This window comes from Polyangium jinanense, assembly GCF_028435365.1.
The window spans coordinates 254686-278675 of record NZ_JAGTJJ010000007.1 but is presented as its reverse complement, the minus strand read 5'-3'; the positions used below and the strand labels follow the sequence as shown (position 1 = coordinate 278675).

Genomic DNA, 23990 nt, shown 5'->3' with positions numbered 1-23990 from the left:
TTCCGGGCGGGGATGTTCTGGGCTCGCACGATCACGCGGCGGCCGTGGTGATACCGAGGAGCACGCGGGCGCGATCGGGGTCGACGACCTCGCGACCGAGGCTCTTCGCGTACGCAGCGGCGCGCGCGACGAGCGGCGCGCTGCCCTCCGCGAGGACGCCCTTCTCCAGGTAGATGTTGTCTTCGAGGCCGACGCGCGCGTGGCCCCCGAGCTTGATCGCGAGCTCGGTCATGGGCCGCTGGTGACGACCAACCGCGGCGACGGCCCAGGTCGCGCCCGCGGGGATCTGCGAGCGCATGAACTGGATGACCGCCTCGCTCGGCATGATCGCGCCGGGCACGCCGAGGACGAACTGGAAGTGCAAAGGCTCGCCGATGAGGCCTTCCTTGAGCAGCGCGATCGCCTCGTGGATGTGGCCGACCTCGTAACACTCGAGCTCCGCGATGCTGCCGGCCTCGCGGATGCGGCGTGCGATCGCGCGGATGTCGGGACGCGTGTTCACGAAGATGTCGTCGCCGAAGTTGATCGTGCCGCAGTTCAGCGTGGCCATCTCGGGCTTGCACGCGAGCGGGCCGAGCCGCTCCTCGACGCTCATGCCGACGGCGCCGCCGGTCGAGGTCTGGATGATGACGTCCGTCTTCTCGCGGATGCGGGCGATCGCCTCGCCGAAGAGCTCGCTCGATTGTGACGCCGAGCCGTCGGCGTTGCGCACGTGCAGGTGGATCACGGCGGCGCCGGCGTCGCGGCAACGAGCGGCCTCGTCGGCGAGCTCCTGCGCCGTGATCGGCAGGTAGGGCGTGTGCGCGCGCGTCACCTCGGCGCCCACGATCGCGGCCGTGAGCACGAGCGGCGACTCGGGCGGCGTGACGATCACGTTCGGAGGCGGCGTGATGATCGGGCGCGGCTCGGGCAACTTGGCCACGAGCTCGGGGCCGGGCGAAGAGAGCGCGGGGAGCACGAGGCGCGGCCGGCGCTGCAGATCCTTCGGCACCACGCACGTGCCGATCGCGCGGCAGACCACGACGGGCTCGGCGAACGCGTCCGCCGCGGAGGGCGAGAGCGCGGGATCACGCACGTTCGCCACGACCTTGCGGGCCTCGAAGGCCATCGTGCGCGAGGTGTTGCCGACCTTCGTGATGACGCCGGTCGCCTCGATGTAGTCGCCGGCACGGACGGGCGCGAGGAACTCCACGGCCTCATAGGCACGGAAGAGGCCCTCGTCGCCGTCGAGGCGGATGAGCAGCTCCGTGGCGACGTCGCCGAAGAGCCCGAGGATTCGCGCCCCATCGACGAGCTCGCCCGCGTAGTGGGCGTCGTGGGCTCCGATACGGACGCGAAGCGTGACGGTCAAACCTAGGCCGATGCTCATGGCGGGAGACTCAACAGTCGACAGTCGGTAGTCAACAGGGGAAACTGCGCCGCGCCTTTCGGGCGTTCGAGACTGTGATGACGTACGTAGACGCGAGCAACCTCCCACACCACGTCGGGATCATCATGGACGGCAACGGCCGTTGGGCCGAATTGCGCGGCGAACCTCGTGAGGCTGGCCACAAGGCCGGCAGTGCAGCGGTCCGAAGGGTGGTCCGAGCGGCGCGGCGGCTCGGGCTGACGGCGCTGACGCTATACGCGTTCAGCGAGCAGAACTGGGCGCGACCGACCGGTGAGGTCGACGCCCTGATGGGGCTCTTGCACGAGTTTCTGGTCGCCGAGCGGAACGAGATCCTCGACAACGAGATCCGGCTCGTGGCGATCGGCGACCTCGAGCGACTGCCGCCGTTCGTGCGTGACGCGCTCGATCCGCTGCGCGCGGCCTCGGGGGACAACCGCAAGATGACGCTGGCGCTGGCGCTCTCGTACGGCGGCCAGGAGGAGATCGCGCGGGCGGCGCGGGACCTCGCGATCGAGGCGCGTGAGGGCAGGCTCGACCCGCAGACGATCGACACCCGGGCGATCGCCTCGCGCCTGCCGAGCCTCGGCGTCGGCGAGCCCGACCTCATCATTCGCACGGGCGGCGAGCATCGGATCTCGAACTTCCTGCTCTTTGGCGCGGCCTACGCCGAGCTCGCCTTCACCGACGTCCTCTGGCCCGACTTCACGGAACAGGACCTCTTCGAGGCGCTCGCGAGCTACCAGCGTCGCGAGAGGCGCTTCGGTCGCGTCCTGTCGCATGCTACGTCTCCGCGCACGGCTTCGCCCCTTGGCGGCGGGGCGATTGGGGTTTGACCTTGGCCCGTAGCAACCTCGCGATGCGCCTGCTCTCGGCGCTGATCGGCGTCCCAGCCATCCTGGCGCTGCTTTATCTCGGCCCCGCGTGGGGCTGGGCGATCTTCCTCGCGGTCGCGCTCATCGTCGGCGCGATCGAGTTCTTCGGCATGACGCATCCGCAGGACGGCCCGTCGCGGATCCTCGGCGTCGGCGTCACGCTCGCCGTGATGGCCGTGCTCTGGTTCTTCGGCACGGATGCGCGTGCCCTCGTGGCGCTCGTCTTCCTGCTGCCGACGGTCGCGCTTTTCCTCACGCTCTTCCGGCTCGGCTCGATCGAGACGGCGGCGTTGCGGGCGGCGGCGATGGGGTTTGGCCCGCTGTGGCTCGGGGGCGGGCTCGGCTCGCTCGCGCTGCTCCGGCGCGACGCAGGCGATAGCGGGCCGGGCTTCGTGGTGCTCGCGCTCGTGCTCTCTTGGTTCAGCGACACCGGCGCATACTTCGCGGGCCGGTTCCTGGGCAAACACAAGCTTTACGAAGCGGTCAGCCCCAAGAAGACGATCGAGGGCGCGATCGGTGGACTCGCGGCGGCCGTCATCGGCGCTGTCGTGGGGCACTATGTGTACGTGAAGAGTTTGCCCTTGAACCACGCGATCGTGCTCGGCCTCGTGGCGGGCGCGCTCGGCCAGGCGGGTGATCTCGCGGAGTCGATGATCAAGCGATCGGCCGGGGTCAAGGACTCGGGCGGCATCGTGCCTGGGCACGGCGGCATCCTCGATCGTGTTGATGCGCTCATGGTGACGGGGACGTTCACATACATCTACGTCCTCTTCTTCTGGGTTCGACCTTGATCGATCGAGTGACCACCCATTGACGCGCATCGTCGCCCGGGCGCGATGTTGCAGCGCACAATGGCAATTTTTTCGCAAAAGGGTCGATGCCGCGCGTCATCGGCGAATGACGCGCGGCGCGTGCGCAGAACCTCGAAACAAAAAATGGATTTGGGCTTTGGCACGGACTAGAACGGCCACCCATGGATAACCAACAGACGGTGAGCACTGCCGGGTCCGTGAGCGTGCCGCCCGCCTCTGTCGAGAAGCACCACAAGTACGAGTTCTTCAAGGTCGTACAGGGCTATCTGGACGAGGCCGCCCGCGTCATCGATTTGCCCGAGTACATCAAGACGATCCTCAGCCAGCCGAAGAACGAGATCATCATCAACTTCCCCGTGAAGATGGATGATGGCTCGATCCGGCTCTTCAAGGGCTACCGGGTCCAGCACAATAACCTGCTCGGCCCGTACAAGGGCGGCATTCGTTATCACGAGGGTGTCTCGCTCGACGACGTCAAGGCGCTCGCGGCGATGATGACCTGGAAGTGCGCGCTGATGAACCTGCCGCTCGGTGGCGGCAAGGGCGGCGTCAAGTTCGACCCGAACAAGGTCTCGCGCGACGAGCTGCAGCGGATCACGCGTCGGTTCTTCCATGCGCTCGGCTCGAACATCGGCCCGGATACGGACATCCCGGCGCCGGACGTCGGCACGGACGCGAAGGCCATGGCGTGGGCCATGGATACGTACATGAACACCGTCGGCAGCCTCTTCCGCCAGTCGGTCAAGGGCGTCGTGACGGGCAAGCCGGTCGCCTGCGGCGGCACGCTCGGGCGCGAGAAGGCCACGGGCCAGGGCCTCGTGTACTGCATCCAGGAGTGGGCCGAGGAGCGCGACTTCCAGCTCGGCGGCGCGACGCTCATCGTGCAGGGCTTCGGCAACGTCGGTTCGTTCACCTCGCTCATCCTGTCGCGGCTCGGCGCCTCGACGATCGCGGTCGGTGATCACACGGGTTACCTCTACAACCCCGAGGGCTTCAACCCGCACAAGCTCCAGGATTACGTCAAGAAGAACCGCTCGATCGCGGGCTACCCGGGCGGCAAGCACATCAGCCGCGAGGAGTTCTTCAAGATCAAGGCGGACATCTTCATCCCCGCCGCGCTGGAGAACCAGGTCGGCATCGACGAGGCGAAGGCGCTGAACGTGAAGCTCGTGGCCGAGGGCGCGAACGGCCCCTGCTCGCCCGAGGGCGAGCGGATCCTGATCGATCGTGGCATCGACATCCTGCCCGACGTGCTCGCGAACGCCGGCGGCGTGACCGTCAGCTACTACGAGTGGGTGCAGAACAAGCGCTCGGAGCACTGGACGCTCGAAGAGGTCGACGAGCGCCTGGAGAAGGCAATGCAGCGCGCCTACCGCGAGGTCGTCGAGGTCGCGCGGCAGAAGAAGTGCTCGATGCGCGTCGCCGCCTACGCCGTCGCGCTCCAGCGCATCGCCGCCGCCTACGGCGAGCGCGACATCTTCCCCTGATCCAAGCCCGATAAAGGCCGTCTTTGCGGCGCGCGAGATCTCGGATCCGCGCGCCGCTTTTTTTTCGGCCGATCCTTCAGGAAACGACGGCCGGCCGCCCTGCCACCGAGATCGCCGTGCCTTTCGCCGCGTGCTTGTACTTCACGTACCCGAGCGCGAGCACGCGACCCGCCTCGGGGCCCTTCGCCGCGCTCGTCACGGCGCCGATCACTTTGCCCGTGGGGTCGGTGATCTCCGCGGAAGCAGGCACCTCTGCGTCGCCCTCGATCGAGATCGGCACGAGCTTCTTCTTCACGTGCCCGCGGTTCTGCAGCATGAAGACCGCTTCCTGCCCGAGGTAGCAGCCCTTCTGGAACGAGACCGCGAAAGCCTCGAGCGAGGCCTCCTGCGGATAGTTCTCCCCGGAGAAATCCTTGCCCCAGCGGCCGAGGCCGATCTCCACGCGCAACGCGTCCCACGCGGCCTCGTCCGCGAGGAGCAGCGGCGCTGATCCTTTGCGCTCCAAGCGTCCGAGCGCGGTGTCGACGTCTTTGGGCTCGAACGCGAGCAGCGCCCCGCCCTTGCCCGACATATCCACCGACGCTGCGGCGAGGGCGCCGTGTGCACGCGCGAGCGAGCCGAGATCTTTCGCCCCGGGGCCGTGCGCGACGATCCAGGCGACCTCCTCGCTCACGTCCTCGAGCTCGACGTCCTCCATGATCACGTAGTGATCGAAGTGCTCGACGAGCGTGGCGATCCGATCCCGCGGCGCGCCCACGAGGATCCGGTCGTCCTCGATCAGGATCCGCAGCTCCGCGAGCATCTTGCCGGTCTTGGCGACGGCGAATCCATACGCGCCCTGCCCTGCTTTCAGCGGCCCAAGGTCGCAGGTGATCATCCCGTTCAGCCAGGTTTGTCGGTCCTTGCCGCGCACCGACAGCGTCCCAAGCTCGGGCGCGCGGAGGAGGAGGGCGCCTTCGGTGAGGGCGCGGCGCAGGGTGGCGATGTCGTTTTCGCTCATGGGGCTCGGCGTTTCATGGGGGTTCGGAGGGGAACGGGGCAAGGCCTCGGGGCTCTTCGGGCTAGAGCGAGCAAGCGGACCCGTCAAGCCCTTGCCATCCGCGAGCTTGCTCGCCCGTTCGCGCTATCTTCCATGATTGTGCCCAAAGCACACCCGAGGCCCCAGCAAAGGAGCTTGCCCATGCGACACAAACACGCCTTGCTTTTCTTCCCCCTCGCGGCCGTTTCCCTCGCCTCCGCGATCGCCGCCGGCTGCGGAGGCGGGTCCAACCCCGGCACGCCGGGCGGGACCGGGACTGGCGGCGCGCCCGACGGCGGCGATTCCGGCGGCGGGGGCGAGGGCGGGGACATTTTCGTCGGGTCCGGTGGCTCTGGCGGCGCGGGGGGCGAGGGCGGCGCGGGGGGCGGCGGCGGCGGCGATTGCGACGGCGGGCCCTGCGGGCCGGTGTGCGGCAATGGGATCATCGAGCCGGGGGAGACGTGCGACGACGGCAACGTGAACGCAGGGGACGGCTGCTCCAACGATTGCTCCGTGATCGAGAAGGATTACGCGTGCCCCATGCCGGGCATGGCTTGCGTGAGCACGGTCGTCTGCGGCGATGGCAAGGTGACGGGCGCCGAGACGTGCGACGACACGAACGCGGCGCCGGGGGACGGCTGCGACGCGCTTTGCCAGGTCGAGCTCGGCTGGCAATGCTCCGTGATCGGTGCCGCCTGCCAGGCGGCCGCGTGCGGCGACAGCATCCTCGCGGGACAGGAAGAGTGCGAGGACGGCAATGTGGCGCCCGGCGACGGCTGCGACACGAATTGCCAGCTCGAAATCGGGTGGGTTTGTCCGCCTGGAATGCCTTGCAAGCCCACCGTCTGCGGCGACGCCGTGGTCGAGGGCAAAGAGCCCTGCGACGACGGCAACAACGACATGGGCGACGGCTGCACGCCGTTCTGCCAGCGCGAGCCCGACTGCGCCATGGGCGCGTGCAAATCGACCTGCGGCGACGGCCTCAAGCTTCCGGGCGACGACGAGCAATGCGAGGACGGCAATAGCGCGAACGGCGACGGCTGCTCCTCGACCTGCCAGATCGAGCCGGGTTTTTCCTGCCAGGACGTCGCGCAGAATGCGGGGGACACGCTGGAGATCCCGATCGTCCTGCGCGACTTCAAGATCGCGCACCCCGATTTCGAGGGACCGAACGGCAGCGACCTCGGGATCGTGCAGAACATGCTCGGCCCGGACGGCAAACCCGTCTACGCGGGCAACCCGACCACGCCGACCACCTCGGGCAAGGCGAACTTCGATCAATGGTACCGCGACGTCGCCGGGGTAAACTTCACGGTCCTGCAGAATCTCACGCTGAACAAGTTGCCCTCGGGCGCGTACCGGTTCGACGACACGACGTTCTTCCCGCTGAACGGGCTCGGCTTCGGCAACGAGGGGAACGCGAACAACTTCCATTTCACGAGCGAGGTCAGGTACTGGTTCGAGTACAAGGGCAACGAGCAGCTCGATTTCACGGGCGACGACGACGTGTGGGTCTTCGTGAACAAGCGGCTCGCCGTGAACCTCGGCGGCGTGCACGGGGCGCTCTCCGGGAGCGTCTTGCTGAACGCGGCGAAGGCGCTGGAGCTCGGGCTCGAGGTCGGCAAGATCTACGAGACCGTCGTGCTCCAAGCGGAACGGCACACGACGCAATCGAACTACCGGCTGACGCTCTCCAATTTCGTGAACACGAAATCGACCTGCCAGAGCGTCTGCGGCGACGGCATCGTCACCCCGAACGAGGCCTGCGACGACGGGACGAACGACGGCAGCTACGGCTCGTGCACCCCCGATTGCAAGAAGGGCCCGTACTGCGGGGACGGCATCGTGCAGGCGGAAGGCAACGAGGAGTGCGATGACGGCGTGAATTTGACCCCGTACGGCAATGGCTGCGCGCCGGGCTGCAAGACGGCCGCGTCCTGCGGCGACGGACAGATCGACAGCCTCTTCGGCGAGCTCTGCGACGACGGGACGAACGACGGCGGCTACGGCGAATGCGCCGCGGGCTGCGCGCTCGGGCCCCGCTGCGGCGACGGCATCGTGCAGGCGGGCTTCGAGTCGTGCGACGACGGAAACAAGACGCCGGGCGACGGCTGCGATCAGAAATGCGTGATGGAATCGCCCAAGTGAAACGCGTCACGCGGGCGACGGCAATCGCCGTCACGAGCACTCCCCCGGCGTCTCCTCCTTCTTGAACCGCCGCGCGAGGCCGGGGTACGATGGCGTTCACGTGAACGCCCCCTCGCGAACGGAGCTCTCCGAAGGCTCGATCTTTCACGGGCACTACCAGATCGTGCGTTCCGTCAACGCCGGGGCGATGGGCGTGGTCTACGAGGTCGTCGACCTCAAGACGCGGCGGCGACGCGCGCTCAAGGTGATGCTGCCGAGCATCATCCAGAACGCCGAGATGCGCGAGCGGTTCAAGCTCGAAGCCACGATCACCGCGGACATCGTGAGCGAGCACCTCGTCGAGACGTTCGACGCCGGGGTGGATCCCGAGACGGGCGCGCCGTTCCTCACGATGGAGCTCCTCCAGGGCGACGACCTCGCGACGCTCCTCTACGACCGCGGCCGGTTCGCGCCGGCCGAGGTCGTGACGCTGCTCTGGCAGGTCGCGCGCGCCCTCGACAAGACCCACGCCGCGGGCATCGTGCACCGCGATCTCAAGCCCGAGAACCTCTTCGTCACGCACCGCGACGACGGCTCGCCGCGCGTGAAGGTGCTCGATTTCGGGATCGCGAAAATGGTCGCGCAAAGCGAGGCCGCGGACCGGCAAACCCGCAATCTCGGCACGCCCCCGTACATGTCGCCCGAGCAGATCACGGGCGACGGGACGATCGGGCCGCGCTCCGATCTGTATGCGCTCGGGCACATCGCGTATGCGCTGCTCGTGGGGCATCCGTATTGGATGGACGAGTCGAAGACGAGCGACTCGGTGTATGCGTTCCTGATGACCATGATGCAGGGCGCGAAGGAGGCGCCGACGCAGCGGGCGAAGCGATATGGCGTGACGCTGCCCGAGGCGTTCGACGCGTGGTTTGCCCGGGCAACCGACATCGTGCCTTCCGTGAGGTTCGAGCGCGCCTCCGAGGAGATCACCGCGCTCGCGACGGCGCTCGGCGTGGCGCTTCCGGGACCCGCGGAGGCCGAGGTACTCCGGCCTCTGGCCCCGGCGCCCGCGGTCGCCTCGGACAAACCCCAATCGAAGACCGGCGTGGCGGCCGTCCTCGTCGCCCTCATGGCCTTGCTCCTGGGCGCGTCGCTCGTCGTCGTTTTTGCGCGGTGGCCTGCACAGGAGGAAACCAGGACCACGCATGCGGCACCGCCCGAGAGCACGAACGCGGCACCGCCCGAGCCTCGGCCGTCCGCGCAGACGCCGCCCACGACAGCCGAGCTGGTCCCGGTCGCGGCAACGGCCTCGGCGCTCCCGACCGCGCCGACCGCCAGCGCTTCTGCTTCGCCCCGCGGGAGACCTCCGTCGCAGAATGCACCGTCCAAGCCAGCCCGCAAGACCTCCGTTTATGATCAGCTCAAGACTCTCTAGGCATTCCCGGCGCGCCGCCTGGGTCGGCCTCCTTGCGGCGACCGCGTGGGCCCGTCCCGCGGCCGCCGCGGAGCCCGCCGTGCCGGATCCCGCGGCGCTGGCGCTCTTCGAGAGCGCGCGGGAGCTCGTGGAGAAGGGCGACTGGGCCGCCGGCTGCGCGAAATTCGAGGCGAGCTTGATGGTGTATTCAGCACCGAGCACGATGCTCAACCTCGCGAAGTGCTACGAGCACGAGGGCAAGCTCGCCAAAGCCTGGTCCGCGTACAAGCGGGCGCTCGTCCTCAATCAGGAGACGCCCGGCGCGGAGCGGAAAAGCGCGCTCGACACGATCGCGAAAGAAGGCATCACGCAGATCGAGCCGAAGCTACCGCGCGTGAAGCTCACGGTCGTGAACCCGCCCGCCGGCCTTTACATCACGCGCAATGGCCAGGAGGTGCCCGCGGCCATGCTCGGGAGCGTCATTCCCGTGGACCCGGGCCCGCAGACGCTCGCCGTGCAAGCGCCGGGCTTCCGCGCGATCCGGAAATCGTTCACCGCGGCCGAGGGCAAGACGGAGGAGATTGCAATCAAGCTCGAACCAGAGAGCGGCGACGCGGCCACGCCGGGCGGCGGGCGCATTCCGGCATGGGCGTGGGTCGCCGCGGGCGGGGGCGTCGCGCTCGGCGTCGCGGCCGCGACCTTCCGCGTCGATCAGGCCCACATCGAGGGGCGGCAGGAGGCGCGTTGCAACGGCGAGCTCGAGCGCGGGTGCCCGCCGCTCTCGGAATACGATCCCACGGAAGACAATGCCCGCAAGAAGCGGGATTTCGCGCTCTTCGTGGGCCTCGGCGCCGGGGGTGTCCTCGCGCTCGGCGCGGCGGTGACGGGGTTTGTCCTCGGGTCCCGGTCGCCCTCTCGGGGGACGTCGGCGGGCCCCGTGGTCGTCCCTTGGATCGGACCGAATGTCGCAGGTGCTGCCGTCGGGGGTCGATTTTAATGAAAGCTATCGTCGCTCTGAGCTCGTCGGTCATTTTCCTCGCGGCTTGCCTCACGCCCGACGCCGTCCCGTCGCCCGAGCGCGACGCGGGCGCGGGCGGCATGGGCGGGCCGGGCGGCTCGAGCGCGGGCGGCGGCGGGGCCGGCGGATCGGGCGGCGCGGCGACGGGTGATGTCCTCTGGGGAAAGGCGTTCGGCGGCCAGTTCAACCACCAGCGCGCGTCGGGCGTCGCCGTGGATCCGATGGACGACTCCATCTACCTCGTGGGGAACTACGACGGGGGGTTCTCGTTCGATGGGGCGAACAATTCAACGAATGGGCAAGGCTGGGACATCTACCTGGCCAAATTCAATCCGCTGGGCGCATTTCAATGGGTCGTGTGGTCGGGCGACTGGCAAGCCCAGTACGTCAACGCCGTCACCGTTGGCCCCGACCAAAACATCTTCATCGCCGGCTCTTATCAGGGGGAGCTCCAGCTGCCGAACGGCATCAAGCTCACGGACCTGGGCGGCCAATCCGACGTGTTCGTCGCGCGGCTCGACCCGGAGGGCGCGACCGTCTGGGCGAAGGGATTCGGGGACGGCTCGTCGCAGCCGAAGATTGCGACGACGATCGCCGTCGATTCGAAGGGTGAAACGATCATCGCCGGGTATTTCGAGGGCTCGCTGCAGTTCGCCTCGGGCCAGCTGATCAACGCGATAGGCGGTCGAGACGTCTTCCTCGCGAAGCTCGACAAGGACGGCAATCCGGTCTGGAGCAAGCGCCTCGGCAATGGGGCCCCGGGCGACCCGCCGAACCATATCCTCTGCCGCGTCGCGCTCGATCACCAGGACAACATCGTCCTGGAGACGGCCTTCGCGGGCACCATGAGCCTCGGCGATCCGCTCCCCGATCAGGCGAGCCCCGGCAGCCGCACCATGTTGCTCGCCAAGTTCGACACGAACGGCGTGCCGCTCTGGCAGAAGGTCTTCGGCGCCGCCAATACCGAGCAACGCAGCCGCGCCCTCGCGATCGACTCGAAGAACAACATCCTGCTGACCGGCGAGCTCGCCGGCACCATCAACTTCGGCGGAGACCCGCTCTCGAGCCCTTCGAACAGCGATCCGGACCTGTTCGTCGCGAAGTTCGATCCCGACGGGGCGCACCTCTGGAGCTTCCGCGCCGGCAGCGTCGGCCCGCAGGAAGGCAAGGCCATCGGCGTCGACGCCGACGACAACGTGATTGTCACGGGAAGTTATAAGGGCGTCCTCCAGTTCACGGGCGACGACGCGCTCATCAATAGCGGGCTCGACGTGGGCCGCTACGACCTCTTCGCGCTCAAGCTCGATCCGAACGGAAAATATCTGTGGGCGAAGCCGTTCGGGGACAAGGACGACGACCAGGTGACCGAGGGAATGGCCATCGATCGCGCGGGCAACACGATCTTCGCCGGCTCGTTCGACGGCAACATCAACCTCGGCGTCACGGAGCTTTCGAGCACCGGGTACGACGATATCTTCGTGATGAAGCTCTCGCCCTGAGCCCATCTCGTGGCAGGATACGGGTTCGATGCGACAACCCGTGCCCTTCCGCCGAGCCCTCCTCGGCTTGCTCCCGCTGCTCGCGGCGTGCCAGGCGACTGCGCCGCCGCCTGCCGCGTCGTCGCCCTCCACCACCCCACCGGCCGTGCCGGCGATCCCCGTGGACCTTCCACAGGCCGCGGAATGGTCGAACGTCGTGACGGTCTTCGTCGTCGTGGTCAACGCGAACGGCGCGACGATGATCGACGGGAACGTGGTCCACTCCGACGAGGAGATCCGCGCGGCGGCGGCGCGCGCGCACGAAAAAGCCCCGGACGTGAGGGCCGTCATCCAGGCGGATTCCGCGGCGCCGTGGAAAGACGTCGTGCACACGATGGATCTCTTGAGACAAGGCGGGATCGCGAAAATCGCATTCGGCGTCGCCCCGCAAAGGCCGGCTCCGAGCGACGCCGCGCCACCGCCGGGCGGGGTGAACACGTGGGATTGCCAATTCCCGAAGGCGGCCGACGCGGCGGAGATCGACGACGCCACCGTCATGCTGAGGGTCTGGGTCACCACCAATGGATCCCCGGAGTGGGTGCAGATCCTGAACGACCCGGGCCACGGGTTCGGCATGGTCGCAGCGCAATGCGCGATGGTGAGGAAGTATTCGCCAGCGCTCGACAAAGACGGCCGGCCCATGGCGGCGAAGACGCCGCCGATCCGGGTCCGATTCATCCGATAGCGGCCGCGTCCTTCTTTTCTTTCGCCGCCTTCGCCGCGCGATTTGCGACCTCGCGTCGTTGCTCCAGCTCGTCGAGGTAGCCGAAGATCTGCGCGTCGAGATCCCGCGGCAATTCGGGCATCGTCGCGACGTCGTCCGCGATCGCATTCCGCACCCGGTTCAGCAATGCCACCGTCTCCGACCGGAGCTTCGACGCGTGCTTGCGACCGTCCGTCTCCACGTCGGCCCGCTTGCTGAGCAGTGTCGACAGTTTTTCGCCTGCGGCCAGGTATGCGATGGCCCAGTCGTGGAGTGTGCCGCCCTTGGCGGTAGGGAAGAGCTTGAGATCGGCTTCGAGCGCGGGCAGGTCGTCCTTGCGCCGGACGGCGGCGGCGGCCTCGTCGGCATAGCTGTCGCGAAGGTCTTCGAGCTCGGGAATGAAAGCGGCGCGAATACGCTTGGCCGCGGCCACGAGGGCCGGATCCGCGCCTGGAAGGCGCAGGTATACCTCGGTCGTGTAGTAAAGCGCGGCGCCGAAGCCGTCATGCGCGCGGTCGGTCTCGTCGAGCTCCTCGGCGAGCGGACGCCCTCCGGTAAGGGCAGGTGGGAGATCATCGACGAGCTCTTTCTTGAGCTTGAGCGAGGGGACGTAACCCTTGCCGAGGGAAGACAGGGTCAGCGCTGGAAGACGCTGGGTGAAAAGGTCGTCGAGACCCAGCTTCAGGTCCGAAAGGTTGAGAAGGCGGAGACGTCGCATATGTAGCGGACGGTACGACGAACACAGCGAGCTTGGCAAGCGGGAACACGTCGCCTTGATGACTCGCCCTGAACCTCGTGGGGTGGGACGCCGCCCTCCACGTCCGCCGGGTGCGGCTGCGAATCGTGGCCCCTCTTTCACGCGCACGCTCGCGATTCGCCGTCGCCTCGCTTCGGTGACTCCCTGGAGATAGCAGGCGTCCCGTCGAGGCTTCGAGCTGACCCGAGGGAGCCCCAAGGCTCGCCAGCGAGGCTTCCGGGATGACCCGGGTCAGGGCGAAGGCTCGCCGACGGGGCTTCGAGATGACCTGGGTGAGGGCGAAGGCTCGTCGACGAGGCTTCGAGGTGACCCGGGTGAGGGCGGCGGCTTCTCGACGAGGCTCGCGGGATGACCCGGGTCAGGCGAAAGGCTCACGGGCGGGGCTCGGGGCTCCCCTGGGTCAGCCTGAAGCCTCCTCCGTCAGCCCCGAGGCCGCGTCCCCCTCCCCCACCTTCATCCAGACCGCGCTCTGCTCCCCCTCGTAACACACGTCGCCTTCGTGCCGGAATTCGAACGCGTATCGCACGAATTGTTTCGTCTCGCCCCGCCGCGCCCGCACTTCACGGCAGGTCGCGATGATCGGCTCCCCCGGCGGCACGAGCTTGCGGAACACCACCTGATAAAGGTGCGTCCCATATCCGATCCAGCCCGCCGCATGCCGCATTCCGTGCAGGTAATACGAATGGATGAACCCGAGCATCCCCGAGGCATGCACCATCGCCGCGCCCGCCACGTGCCGCGGGTGACGCACCGGGTGCGCGCGTTGCGAGATCGTGAACGGTAGCGGTTTGTCCGTGGGCATCCGGCAGACGACGCGTTTTCCGGCGGGGTCGAGCTCGACGATCGCGTCGAAGAGCAAGACCTCCGGGTCGTAGGGTAGATCGGCGAGGAACGCTTCGTCGAACGGCTGAAGGGACATGGCCCCGCGTGGTAGCAAGGCCCCTCCCCGCGCGTCAACGCGGCTCTCGCCCCCTGCCCTCCGGCCGCATCCGCTCCCGCATCCGCCGCTCGAGCTCCGGGCTCGTCCCCTGCGGCTGCCCTGCCGCCGCCGGCACGAGCGAGACCCAGCTTCCGAGCAGCGCCGTCGCGGCCTGCGCCTCCTCCGGCGAGAGCTCGCCGTCCTCGTTCTCGTCCGCCGCCGCGAACGCCGCGCGCGCCGGCACCAGCATGGCCGCCTCGAACTCGCTCGCGTCGAGCGTCCCGCTCCCGTTCGCGTCGGCCTTCTCGAATGCGCTCGTCGCCATCCGCTCGGCGAACGCGGCGGCGCCCTCGTGCAGCTCGCGCGGCGAGATCGTCCCGTCGCCGTCCTCGTCCACTGCGCCGAAGAGTGCGTCGACCGCGCGCTCGGTCGCCTCGCGCGCCTGCGCGGCCGAGATCGACTCGCCCCAGGTCACGCCGATCCGGGCCTCCAGCGCGTCGAGCGACTCGCCGCTCATCTGCCCCGTCAGCGCGCCGAGCACCCGCGACAGCGCCGGCATCGACGCCGACGCTTCTCGCGCCTCGTCGGCCGACACCACGCCGTCGCCGTCTGCGTCGGCCCGGAAAAACACGGCGCCGACGAGCATGTTGAGCTGCGTCATCGCCTCTGACCGCTCGATCCTCCCGTCCTGGTCCGCGTCGAGCCCGATGAAGGCGCGGTCGAGGAGGAGGCTCCCCTCCTCGGCGCGATCCTGGGCTCCTGCCACGCTTGCCGCCGCGATCGTCGCGAGCGCGACGAGCCCTTGCGTGAACCTCCGTGCTGCCATGGCTCCCTCTCTCTGGTCGGTTCGTCGCGGCACACGCTCCCCGTGAGAGCGCGCCCCGCGCGACGTGCCGGGGCAATTGTGGTGCCCGGAAAGGATTTTACGCGGACGGGCACGTGCGCGCGGGCAGCTCGGGATCGCGGCCCCGACCTTGCAGTGCGGCCCGGGAGGAGGTTGTCATGGCCGAGCAGAAGAAGGACCAGGAAAAGGGCTCAATGACGGTGCAAGAGGCCGGACGGCTCGGGGGCGAGAAGGGTGGGCAACGCGAGCGCGAGCTCGTGCAAAAAGGGCACGAGGCCGAGGAAGGCAGCGGCGGCGGCGAACAGGAGCAGAGCAGCGGCAAGAAGAGCAGTCGCTGAACGAGACCCGTCGGAGGATACGAGGGACCGGCGCGAGATCGCCGGTCTCTCGCGTTTTTTCTTGAATGGCTTTCCAGGACAAACGAAACGGGGAGCCAACGCGAGCACGCGCCGCTCCCCCGCGTTCGCATGAACGACCGCAAACTTACCGCTGGCCGCCCTGCTGCTGGCCGCCCTGCTGCTGGCCGCCTTGTTGGCGTTGCTGCTGCTGCTGCTGCTGCTGGGCCGGGCGGATCAGGACCTCGAGCCGCACCTGATCGCCCTCGTTGTAATTCTGGAGGGACGCGGGCGGGAAGTTGAACTCCAGTTGGCCGCGCTCGGTCTCCACCTTGAGGTCGCCCTTCTCCTTGTCGATGTCGACGATGCGGCCGGTCACCTGATGGCGCCCGATTCCAGCCTGCGCCATCTTCTGACCGCGCTGCTGCTTGTGCTGCTGCATGCCCTGCTGCTGCTGGGCGCCCTGCTGCGGCTGCTGGGCCCCTTGCTGCGGCTGCGGCTGCTGCTGCGCGCCTTCCTCGGCCATCGCGAGCCCCGCCGTGGTGGCGAGCGCGGCCGCGGCCATCAGACCAAAGAGTTTCTTCATGGCTTTCCGTCTCCTCCGACCCATTCGACGCTCGGGAAGCCGGGCCATGACGAGCCTGGTTCCCCCCCCGAGGTCCCGGTGGGCCTCCGCCCTCACCGCCTCGCAACGGTGGTGCCGTCCAGAACCGAGACGGATCGCGGACGCCCGCTTCTTCTCCGGAATGCCCGTCTGCGCAGACCCGAGACGCTCAACCGCAAGCCGCGCCGGCCCCTGCGCACTCCAGAGACCGTTTGACGGGCCGGTGTGTCCGGCGTAAGCCCTTTCCATGTCCGGCGCACCTCGTCGCTGGCCCTCGGCTCTCGCGCTCGTCGCATCGCTGATCGGGCTCGTCTTCGGCGGTCTTTCGACGCTCGATTATTCGAAGCACCTCGACCGCCAGGTCCACGACATCCACTGCTCGTTCATCCCGGGGCTCGCCTCCGGCGGGGCGGGTGAGAGCGCTTGCCGCACGGCCATGTACAGCCCGTACTCCGCGCTCTTCCGCGATCGGTACTGGGGCGGCATCCCGATCTCGCTCTTCGCGGTCGGCGCCTTCGCGTTCTTCGCGGCCTACGCGCTCTACCTTCTGCTCGCCGGGTCCACGGCCCCGCGCCGCGCCGCCCAGTTCTACGGCGCCGTGAGCGTCACGCCCCTCGTCGTCTCGGCGCTGATGTTCGCGATCTCGGCGCTCAAGCTCGGGCAGTACTGCAAGACCTGCGTCGGGATCTACATCTCGTCGGTCCTGCTCGCGATCGCCGGCATCGTCATCCTCCTCGACGCCCGCAAGGGCGCCTCGGCCCCCGCGCCCGCGGCGGACAAGCCGGAAGGCGCCGCGGAAGGCGGGGGCTCTGGCGGGCGGCCCGTGGGATCGATTTGGCTCGTGCCCGCCTGGCTCGTCGCGCTCGGGATCTTCACGATCACGCCGACGTTGATCTACCTGAGCGCGCTGCCGAGCTACGCCTCGTACATCACGGGTTGCGGCAAGCTCGCGAAGCCCACCGAGCCGAACAACGCGCTCCTCCGGCACACGCCGGCCGGGGCCAAGCAGCCGGCGACGCTCTTCGTCGACCCGCTCTGCCCGACGTGCAAGGCCTTCCACAAGCGCCTCGAAGCCGACGGGATCTTCGAGCGCCTCGACACGACGCTCGTGCTTTTCCCACTCGACAACGAGTGCAACTGGATGCTCGACCGCCCGCTGCACCCGGGCGCCTGCCTGGTCTCGAAGGCCGTGCTCTGCGGGGAGAACCGCGCGGTCGACGTGCTCGAATGGGCCTACGACAACCAGGATCGGCTGCTCGAAGGCGCGAAGTCTCCGGCGGGCCTGCCGACCGTGCGCGCGGCGATCCGGGAGAAATGGGCGAGCCTCGACGCGTGCATCGATTCGAAAGAAACGAAGCTCCGCCTCGATCGAATGCTCCGCCACATCGTGAACAACCAGCTGCAGGTCTCTACGCCGCAGCTCTTCCTCGGCGACACGCGGCTCTGTGACGAGGACAGCGACATCGGCCTCGCGTACAGCATCCGCAAGCTCGCGCCGGACTTGAGGTTGCCATGAAATACGCTGGAATCATCGGAATCGTGGCCGGGTGCACGCTGCTCGCCGGATCGGCCTTCGCGGTGCACGCGGAGGTAAAATCCTCGGCGGAGCGGCTGAAGACGGGGATCGCGGAGTCGGTGAAGCCGGCGGTGGCGATCGCGAACGACGCGGAAGCCCCCTATTGCACGCCGAAATTCAAGGAAGTGCTGGCCCGCGTGATTCATGCCTGCGGCCTCGAAGGCGGGGCGGCGCGGCGCGGCTGTCAGCCGGCCGACGTGAAGACGCTGGCCTCGATCAGCGACGACGATTTCAACGCGCTCTTCACGCCGCTGAAGGAGCGCGGGGGCGTCGTGATGTTCGACGACGGCTCGGAGAAGCTCGACGACGACGGCAAGAAGATGCTGGAGGAGCTCTGGGTCGAGCGAAAGGGCGCCCGGTATTTCTTCATCGTGGCCCGCGCCTCGAAGACGGGCACGCCGGACTTCAACCGGTCGCTCTCGCACAAGCGCGCGAATAGCGCGTTTTTCCACGTCGGCGACAAATTCAAGGAGCCCGATCTCGACAAGCAGGTGGGCCTGCTCTGGCTCGGCAACGAGTTTGCCCAGCTCGGCAAGGAATACTGCGAATGGAATGTCTCGCGGAAAGGCAAGCCCTGCGCCGCGGAGGCGATCAACCGGAGCGCGTTCGTGTCATGGGTCGATTGTCAGCTCTGATTCTCCCGGTCCTCTTGCTCACGGCGTGCCAAAACGGCGAAACGGCAAAGCCGGAGCCGCCGGTGACGGGCCGCAGCAATGCGGTCACGGCCCCGAATGGCGCGGCCGGGACGAACCCGGCTTCGGCCACGGCTTCCGCCAAACCGAGCGCCGCGCCCGCCGCGCCCCGCAAGCTCTGCGCCGATACGACGGCGCGCCCGGCGCCGAAGGGCGCGCTGAAGACCGCCGCGGCCCCGGGCGCGACGGCGCTGCCCGGGAGCCTTTCGTTCGGCGTCGGAAAATGGGTCTGGGTGAATCTCTGGGCGGCCTGGTGTGGGCCGTGCAAAGAAGAAATGCCCCGGCTCCAGAACTTCCAGAGCCGCCTGCGCAACGCCGGGGTGATGATCGACCTCGCGTTCGTCTCGCTCGACGACGACGAGCGGCAACTTTCGCGGTTCCTCGAAGCCCAACCCGAGGCCGGCGTACGCGCGTCCTACTGGCTGCCCGAGGGCGGCGGGCGCGACACGTGGATCTCGGCCCTCGGGGTCAAGGACGCGGGCAACCTCCCCGTCCACGCCCTCATCGCCCCGAGCGGGCAGCTCGCCTGCCTCATCCAGGGGGCCGTCGAGGAGACGGACTACCAAGCGATCGCCGACATCGTCGGCGCCAAGCGATGACGCGCGGCGCCGGAAGCGGTAGAAGCTAGCCGCCCATGTCGGAGCCCGAAAAGAACCGCGATCCCTTCCAGCTCTGCGGCACCACGATCGAGGGCAAGTACCGCGTCACCCAGGTGATCGGCGACGGCGGCTTCGGCGTCGTCTACCGCGGCGAGCACATCGGTTTCGGCGAGAGCATCGCGATCAAGTGCTTGAAGCTGCCCGCGGAGCTCGGCGAGAAGCAACGCGCCCAGTTCCTCGAGCAGCTCCGCGAGGAGGGGCGGCTGCTCCATCGGCTCTCGCGCGTGACCTCGGGGATCGTGCAGGCGCTCGATGTCGGCGCGTTCGTCACGCAAAACGGCACGTGGGTGCCGTACCTCGTGCTCGAGTGGCTCGAAGGCGAGACGCTCGGCGAGCTCATCAAGAGCCAGAGCAGCCGCGGCGGCATGAGCACGGCCGAGGCGATCGCCCTGCTCGAACCGGCAGCGCGCGCGCTCGCCGTGGCGCACGCGCAGAAGATCGCGCACCGCGACGTCAAGCCCGCGAACCTCTTCGTCACCGACGTCGGCGGCAAGCGCACCGTGAAGGTGCTCGACTTCGGCATCGCGAAGGTGCTCACCGAGCACGCGAGCTTCACCGAGGCGCTCGCCGCGACGAGGCAAGGCCCGACCGCGTTCACGCCGCGTTACGGCGCGCCCGAGCAGTTCAACAAGCAACGCGGCGCCACGGGCCCGTGGACCGACGTGTTCGCGCTCGCGCTGATCTTCGTGGAGCTCGTGAGCGCGCGCAAAGCGCTCGAAGGCGACGATCCGACGGAGCTCTACATCATCGCGGCGGATCCGAGCATGCGGCCCACGCCACGCGCACGAGGCGCGAACGTGAGCGAGGCCGTCGAGCGCGTGATCGAGCGGGCGCTCAGCGTGGAGCCGAAGCACCGCTTCCCCGACGCGGGCGCGTTCTGGGACGCGCTCGTCACGGCCGCGGCCGAGGGCAACGCAGGCGCGGCCAGGGCCTCGTCCCCGGACAAACACGCCGCGTCCATCCCGCCGACGATCCAGGAGTCTGCCGCCGACAGCCTGCTCTCGACGGCCGAGTTCGCCGAAAAGAAGCAGCTCGGCGTGGTGACGGAGCAGAACCGCGCGACGGGCAACATCCGGAACAGCGACGCGTTCGGCGCCACCGAGGCCGCGCCCACGGTGGGGAAGCCGGGCGCAAGGCCCGCCGGCCCCATGACCACGCGGGATCGGGATCCGATGGCGGAGACGCCGCTCGGCGAGCGGCTGCCGCAGCCTTCGCAGACGGGCCCGAAGCAGCCGCCCGCGAGCGCGACGCCGCTGCCGCCGGCGAAGGACAACACCGAGAAGACCGGGCTCGAAGCGACGTCGACGGCCGAGGGGAAAGGCAAGCCGGTGTGGCCGTGGCTCCTCGGCGCGCTGCTCGTGGGCGGCGGGGCGCTCGGCTACACGCTGCTCACGATGGGCTCGCCCAAGGGCAAACCCACGCAGAAGCCCGTGGCGAGCGCGACGGCGACCGTGAAGGGCTCGCCCTCCGGCGGCCCGAACACCACGCTGCCGTCAGCCCTCGCGAGCGCGAGCGCGAGTGCGAGCGCGTCGGCGATGCCCTCGGCGTCCGCGGCCGCGCCGTTCGTGCCGCCGCGGGACATGGTCCTCGTCGCGCCGGGCTCGGCCAAGCTCGGCGAGGGCCCGGATCAGCGGCAAGTGACGCTCACGAAGGGGTTTTACCTCGACGCGATGGAGGTCACGACGGGGCAGTACCGCGGCTGCGTCGCAGCCGGAAAATGCCCGGCGGCGAAGCAAGTCGTCCTGCCGGCCGAGAGCGCGGCGCAGCTCATGGCGTCGGCCGACGCGGAGGAAGATCCCGAGGCGAAGGCCTCGCCCGAGGAGTTCGCCCAGGCGTGGACGTCGAAGTGCAACGACACGCGTGACGCCACGGATCACCCGATCAACTGCGTCACGCACGCGGCTGCCGAGGCCTACTGCGCCTTCCGCGGCCGCCGTTTGCCCACGGAGGCCGAGTGGGAGATCGCCGCGCGTGGCACTGCGGGCCGCGCCTTCCCCTGGGGCGATAACGCGCCCACGTGCAACCGCGCCTGCTTCGATCGCAACGGCAAGTGCGTCGAGGGCAGCGAGGGCGTGGCCACGTGCCCGGCGGGCGGAAGGCCCCTCGATCGCACGCCCGATGCGCTCTACGATCTCGGCGGCAACGTGGCCGAGTGGGTCGCGGACGGCTACGCCGCGCCGCCGCCTGCGGGCAACGATCCCAAGGGCCCGACCAGCGTGCCTCTGCGTGTCATTCGCGGCGGCAGCTTCCTCGACCCGGCGAGCCGCATCCGCGCGAGCTTCCGCCTCGGCGTCATCCCGAGCGCGGCGCACGTCACCATCGGCTTCCGCTGCGCGCTCGACGCGCCCGTCGAGCCCACGCCCACGCCCTGATCCCCCCGCTGTCGAGTCCCCTTCGCGCGGGTACGTCCGAGTCCCCCGTGTCAGCACACGCACGTGGGAAAACGTTGACATAGACGTAAAAGTTGGCGAGCGTCTATGCGCGGCGGGGGGCCACACGCAGGCTCCGCGCGAGATCACAGGAGCTTGGTGCAGATGAGCAAATGGCTACTCAGCGCGGGCGCCTTCGTGGTGCTGTCGGGCGCCTTCGGATGTACGCCTCCGAAGGTCGTCACACAGATCACGAGCGCTCGTGACCAGATGAAATTCCTGGTCGTCCAGGGCAACTCCCAGCAGATCGTCAAGTGCCAGGTGGCCGCCGACGGCGCGCTCTCCGGATGCAAAACGATGCAGCTCGTCCTGCAGGATGAGGATTGAGAGGAATGACCATGTCCCGCATCCCGATGGCGCTCTTTGCCTTCGCCCTCGCGGCCCTCTCGACGGGTTGCGTCACGCGCGCGGTCGTCAACTTCGAGGACAACCTGAAGAGCCCAGTGACCGCGCTCGAGGTCCTGAAGACCGAGAACTACCTCTTCTTCGCGAAGAGGACGCACCAGTTCTACATGTGTCAGGACACGGGCGACAAGCTCGTGTGCAAGCTGTCCTGCGACGGCAAGAATGATGTCGTTTGCCCGCAGGGGCAGGCCGGTTACGGCGGCGCGGGTAGCAACGTCCGCTGAGGAGGAAGCACGATGAAATCGATTCAAATCGCGCTTGTCGCATTGATCGCCCTCTTCGGCGTCGCGTGTGGGCCGCCCCCGAAGGTCTTGACGCGTCAAACCTTCCTGGGCGGGGAGAAGGTGTACCAGGAGCGCATCCAGACCCGCGGCGAGATCGACCCGGCCACGAAGCAAATGCTCTTCGACTTCTCCGTCCAGGTCTGTGACGCGACCGAAACCGGCGCGACCAACTGCAAGGAGACGAAGGTCCTCACGAACGTCATCCCCCAAAGCATCTATTGAGCGGAGAAGCGACGACCATGAAAAAGACGTTGTTCCTGATCGGCGCGGCGCTCTGCCTGCTCTCGGGGTGCAGCAACAAGGTCCGTTACCGGACCGCCGGCGGCTGGCTCATGTCGGAAGAGCGCAAGCCCGTCGCCCTGTACCAGACCTACCTCGAGGGCACGTGCTCGAGCGGCTTCCTCGGCATGGGCCGGGGTTGCTCGGACGCGAACTCGAAGCTCATCCGCTGCAACCTGAACGCGGACAACACGCTCACCTGCGTGGAGGACGCGGCCGCGAACCAGTTCCTCAACAAGGACATCCCCGAGTAGTGATTCAGGGCCCTCGCGTGCGAGGGCCCCGATCGAACGCCTCGAGGATCTCGTCCCACGCGGCTCCGTCCCGGAGCCCGAGCGTCTCCCGCCTCGCCGAAAGGCACGCCTCGCTTCCCGCCACGAATGCCCTGCAGTCCCCGGGGCGAATCTCGTAAATCGTGCACCGTTTGTCCGGGCCGAGCAATTGGCAGCGGCCATCGTCGGCCAGACGAAGCGTGACCCGCCCGTCCCGCGACCGTTTCACGTAGGCCCGGCCCGCGAGGTCCCGTCGGCCCGCAGCGCGGAACCGCGCGAGGTCGTGCGCGTCGAGGCGCACGTCCGCGCCGTGGCAACAGGCCGCGCAGGTCGTGCAATCGAGCGGCATCGTCCGCGTCGGCCCCTCGTAGAGCGTGTCGCGCGCGCACCAGTCGAGCACGGCGGGCCGGAAGCGCGGCCGGACCCGCACGAGGGCGAGCCCCGCCGCCGGGCCGGTCTTCACGCGCTGAAATCGCCGCTGCTCCAGGGTGAGCAGGGCGCAGAGGCCGAGCTCGGTGAGTTTTCCCGCTTCGGTCAGCCCGAGCAGGATCTGCACCGAATCCCGGTCGTCCACGATCGCCGCGAACCCGCCCGCGCGCACGTGGGCCGCCGCGCGCGAGAGCCTGCGTGGTCGAAACCTGCGCCAGACGGGGCGCTCCACGGGCGGCGCGGACATGGGAAGCCCCTATAACGTGCGGAGCGCCGGGAGGGGGACCTTTTCCCGCAACATGATTATGATCGGCGTGATGGCAGCCGAGCGTGCGGACGTTACGAACCGGAAAATCTACATCATGAAGACGGGCGAACCCGTGCCCAAGGTGCGCGAGCGCCGCGGCGAGTTCGCCGATCTCATCACGGGCGTCATCGGCGACGCCTGGAGCGGCGACTACGAGACCTTCGACGCCCGCGAGGGCGGGCCGCCGGACATGCGCGACGCCGCCGCGCTCGTGATCACCGGCTCGGCGGCGAACGTGCCCAACCGCGAGCCCTGGATGCTCGCCACGGAGGGCTTTTTGCGCGAGGTCGTGGGCCTCGGCGTGCCCACGTTCGGGATTTGTTTTGGCCACCAAATTCTAGCCCAGGCGCTCGGGGGCGAGGTGCAGAGAAACCCGCGCGGACGCGAGATCGGCACGCGGCCGATCCACAGGCTCGCGGACGACCCGATCTTCGACGGCCTGCCCGAGGTCTTCCGGGCGAACGTGACGCACGTGGACACGGTCGTGCGGCTGCCGCGCGGGGCGACGGCGCTCGCGAAAAACGACCTCGAAGACCACCACGCGATCCGCTTCACCGAGACCTGCTACGGCGTGCAATTCCACCCCGAGCTCGATGCCGACGTGATGCGCGGCTACATCGAGCACCGCTGGGAAATCCTCGCCGGCGAGGGATTTGCGGTGGAGACGCTGCATGCCGACATCGAGGAAGGCGAGTTCGGGCGGCGCACGCTCTTGAACTTCATCCGCTACATCCTCCCGCGCCGCGCACGCTGACGCTCCGCGACTCCGCTCACGTTACGTCATCACCGTAAAAAACTGACTCGCGGGTCAGGTCATGAC

General features: G+C 68.4%; 25 protein-coding genes. 18 read left to right on the top strand and 7 right to left on the bottom strand.

Annotated elements, in window-relative coordinates:
* Positions 1–31 precede the first annotated feature (31 nt).
* Positions 32–1369 (bottom strand): bifunctional 3-aminobutyryl-CoA ammonia lyase/3-keto-5-aminohexanoate cleavage enzyme, encoded by a 1338-nt coding sequence (gene kal/cle / locus KEG57_RS54885; protein WP_276073191.1) that lies wholly within the window; start codon positions 1367–1369, stop codon positions 32–34.
* A 77-nt stretch (positions 1370–1446) separates the two neighbouring features.
* On the opposite strand from kal/cle, the gene uppS reads away from it, so the two are divergent.
* From uppS to KEG57_RS17505, 3 genes are all read left to right on the top strand, one after another.
* Entirely contained in the window at positions 1447–2223 is a 777-nt protein-coding gene (uppS, locus tag KEG57_RS17515; RefSeq protein ID WP_272420794.1) for a polyprenyl diphosphate synthase, read from the top strand.
* A 2-nt stretch (positions 2224–2225) separates the two neighbouring features.
* Positions 2226–3053: a phosphatidate cytidylyltransferase gene (locus KEG57_RS17510; RefSeq protein ID WP_272420792.1), complete on the top strand. Its 828-nt coding sequence runs from the start codon at positions 2226–2228 to the stop codon at positions 3051–3053.
* 182 nt (positions 3054–3235) lie between these two features.
* A complete protein-coding gene (locus tag KEG57_RS17505) occupies positions 3236–4561 on the top strand; it encodes a Glu/Leu/Phe/Val family dehydrogenase (protein ID WP_272420791.1) in 1326 nt (441 codons plus the stop codon).
* Positions 4562–4637: 76 nt separating this feature from the next.
* Here KEG57_RS17505 and ygfZ read toward each other — a convergent pair whose 3' ends face one another.
* Positions 4638–5561 carry a CAF17-like 4Fe-4S cluster assembly/insertion protein YgfZ gene (gene ygfZ, locus KEG57_RS17500; RefSeq protein WP_272420790.1) on the bottom strand — a complete coding sequence of 308 codons (924 nt, stop codon included), beginning with the start codon at positions 5559–5561 and terminating at the stop codon, positions 4638–4640.
* A 180-nt stretch (positions 5562–5741) separates the two neighbouring features.
* Between ygfZ and KEG57_RS17495 the strand changes: the two genes are divergently transcribed.
* The 5 genes from KEG57_RS17495 (at position 5742) to KEG57_RS17475 (ending at position 12361) form a co-directional block, all read left to right on the top strand.
* A complete protein-coding gene (locus tag KEG57_RS17495; RefSeq protein ID WP_272458642.1) occupies positions 5742–7727 on the top strand; it encodes a DUF4215 domain-containing protein in 1986 nt (661 codons plus the stop codon).
* A 100-nt stretch (positions 7728–7827) separates the two neighbouring features.
* Positions 7828–9141: a serine/threonine protein kinase gene (locus KEG57_RS17490; protein ID WP_272458641.1), complete on the top strand. Its 1314-nt coding sequence runs from the start codon at positions 7828–7830 to the stop codon at positions 9139–9141.
* Between the two features lie 79 nt (positions 9142–9220).
* Complete coding sequence (locus tag KEG57_RS17485) at positions 9221–10117, top strand: outer membrane protein assembly factor BamD (protein WP_272458640.1); 897 nt, start codon at positions 9221–9223, stop codon at positions 10115–10117.
* Positions 10117–11637, top strand: a complete 1521-nt coding sequence (locus KEG57_RS17480; protein ID WP_272458639.1) for a hypothetical protein — start codon at positions 10117–10119, stop codon at positions 11635–11637. Before KEG57_RS17485 ends, KEG57_RS17480 begins: the two co-directional genes overlap by 1 nt.
* Positions 11638–11665: 28 nt before the next feature.
* Positions 11666–12361 (top strand): biopolymer transporter ExbD, encoded by a 696-nt coding sequence (locus KEG57_RS17475; protein ID WP_272420782.1) that lies wholly within the window; start codon positions 11666–11668, stop codon positions 12359–12361.
* Here KEG57_RS17475 and KEG57_RS17470 read toward each other — a convergent pair.
* The 3 genes from KEG57_RS17470 to KEG57_RS17460 all read right to left on the bottom strand — a co-directional run bounded on the left by KEG57_RS17470 (position 12351) and on the right by KEG57_RS17460 (position 14881).
* Positions 12351–13097 (bottom strand): hypothetical protein, encoded by a 747-nt coding sequence (locus KEG57_RS17470; RefSeq protein ID WP_272420781.1) that lies wholly within the window; start codon positions 13095–13097, stop codon positions 12351–12353. The two genes, KEG57_RS17475 and KEG57_RS17470, sit on opposite strands and share 11 nt — an antisense overlap.
* 439 nt (positions 13098–13536) lie before the next feature.
* Positions 13537–14055: a hotdog fold domain-containing protein gene (locus tag KEG57_RS17465; protein WP_272420780.1), complete on the bottom strand. Its 519-nt coding sequence runs from the start codon at positions 14053–14055 to the stop codon at positions 13537–13539.
* Between the two features lie 34 nt (positions 14056–14089).
* On the bottom strand, positions 14090–14881 hold the full coding sequence (locus tag KEG57_RS17460) for an EF-hand domain-containing protein (protein ID WP_272420778.1): 792 nt from the start codon (positions 14879–14881) through the stop codon (positions 14090–14092).
* 176 nt (positions 14882–15057) lie between these two features.
* Between KEG57_RS17460 and KEG57_RS17455 the strand changes: the two genes are divergently transcribed.
* Positions 15058–15237 (top strand): hypothetical protein, encoded by a 180-nt coding sequence (locus tag KEG57_RS17455; RefSeq protein WP_272420777.1) that lies wholly within the window; start codon positions 15058–15060, stop codon positions 15235–15237.
* 145 nt (positions 15238–15382) lie between these two features.
* Here KEG57_RS17455 and KEG57_RS17450 read toward each other — a convergent pair whose 3' ends face one another.
* Entirely contained in the window at positions 15383–15820 is a 438-nt protein-coding gene (locus tag KEG57_RS17450; RefSeq protein WP_272420775.1) for a hypothetical protein, read from the bottom strand.
* 265 nt (positions 15821–16085) lie between these two features.
* Between KEG57_RS17450 and KEG57_RS17445 the strand changes: the two genes are divergently transcribed.
* From KEG57_RS17445 to KEG57_RS17410, 8 genes are all read left to right on the top strand, one after another.
* Positions 16086–17354 (top strand): vitamin K epoxide reductase/DsbA family protein, encoded by a 1269-nt coding sequence (locus KEG57_RS17445; RefSeq protein ID WP_272420774.1) that lies wholly within the window; start codon positions 16086–16088, stop codon positions 17352–17354.
* Complete coding sequence (locus tag KEG57_RS17440) at positions 17351–18049, top strand: OmpA family protein (RefSeq protein WP_272420772.1); 699 nt, start codon at positions 17351–17353, stop codon at positions 18047–18049. Before KEG57_RS17445 ends, KEG57_RS17440 begins: the two co-directional genes overlap by 4 nt.
* On the top strand, positions 18028–18705 hold the full coding sequence (locus KEG57_RS17435; RefSeq protein WP_272420770.1) for a TlpA family protein disulfide reductase: 678 nt from the start codon (positions 18028–18030) through the stop codon (positions 18703–18705). The genes KEG57_RS17440 and KEG57_RS17435 overlap by 22 nt, the downstream gene beginning before the upstream one ends.
* A gap of 35 nt (positions 18706–18740) precedes the next feature.
* Positions 18741–21137 carry a bifunctional serine/threonine-protein kinase/formylglycine-generating enzyme family protein gene (locus KEG57_RS17430; RefSeq protein ID WP_272420768.1) on the top strand — a complete coding sequence of 799 codons (2397 nt, stop codon included), beginning with the start codon at positions 18741–18743 and terminating at the stop codon, positions 21135–21137.
* 162 nt (positions 21138–21299) lie between these two features.
* The gene (locus KEG57_RS17425; protein ID WP_272420767.1) at positions 21300–21521 is read left to right on the top strand and encodes a hypothetical protein; all 222 of its coding nucleotides are present in this window, start codon (positions 21300–21302) and stop codon (positions 21519–21521) included.
* Between the two features lie 11 nt (positions 21522–21532).
* Positions 21533–21823: a hypothetical protein gene (locus KEG57_RS17420; RefSeq protein ID WP_272420766.1), complete on the top strand. Its 291-nt coding sequence runs from the start codon at positions 21533–21535 to the stop codon at positions 21821–21823.
* A 12-nt stretch (positions 21824–21835) separates the two neighbouring features.
* Positions 21836–22105, top strand: a complete 270-nt coding sequence (locus tag KEG57_RS17415) for a hypothetical protein (RefSeq protein ID WP_272420764.1) — start codon at positions 21836–21838, stop codon at positions 22103–22105.
* Between the two features lie 17 nt (positions 22106–22122).
* Positions 22123–22416: a hypothetical protein gene (locus KEG57_RS17410; protein ID WP_272420762.1), complete on the top strand. Its 294-nt coding sequence runs from the start codon at positions 22123–22125 to the stop codon at positions 22414–22416.
* A 4-nt stretch (positions 22417–22420) separates the two neighbouring features.
* Here KEG57_RS17410 and KEG57_RS17405 read toward each other — a convergent pair whose 3' ends face one another.
* Positions 22421–23110 carry a YkgJ family cysteine cluster protein gene (locus tag KEG57_RS17405; RefSeq protein WP_272420760.1) on the bottom strand — a complete coding sequence of 230 codons (690 nt, stop codon included), beginning with the start codon at positions 23108–23110 and terminating at the stop codon, positions 22421–22423.
* Positions 23111–23180: 70 nt separating this feature from the next.
* Here KEG57_RS17405 and KEG57_RS17400 point away from each other — a divergent pair, with 70 nt between their 5' ends.
* Complete coding sequence (locus KEG57_RS17400) at positions 23181–23924, top strand: glutamine amidotransferase (RefSeq protein WP_272420759.1); 744 nt, start codon at positions 23181–23183, stop codon at positions 23922–23924.
* Positions 23925–23990 lie beyond the last annotated feature (66 nt).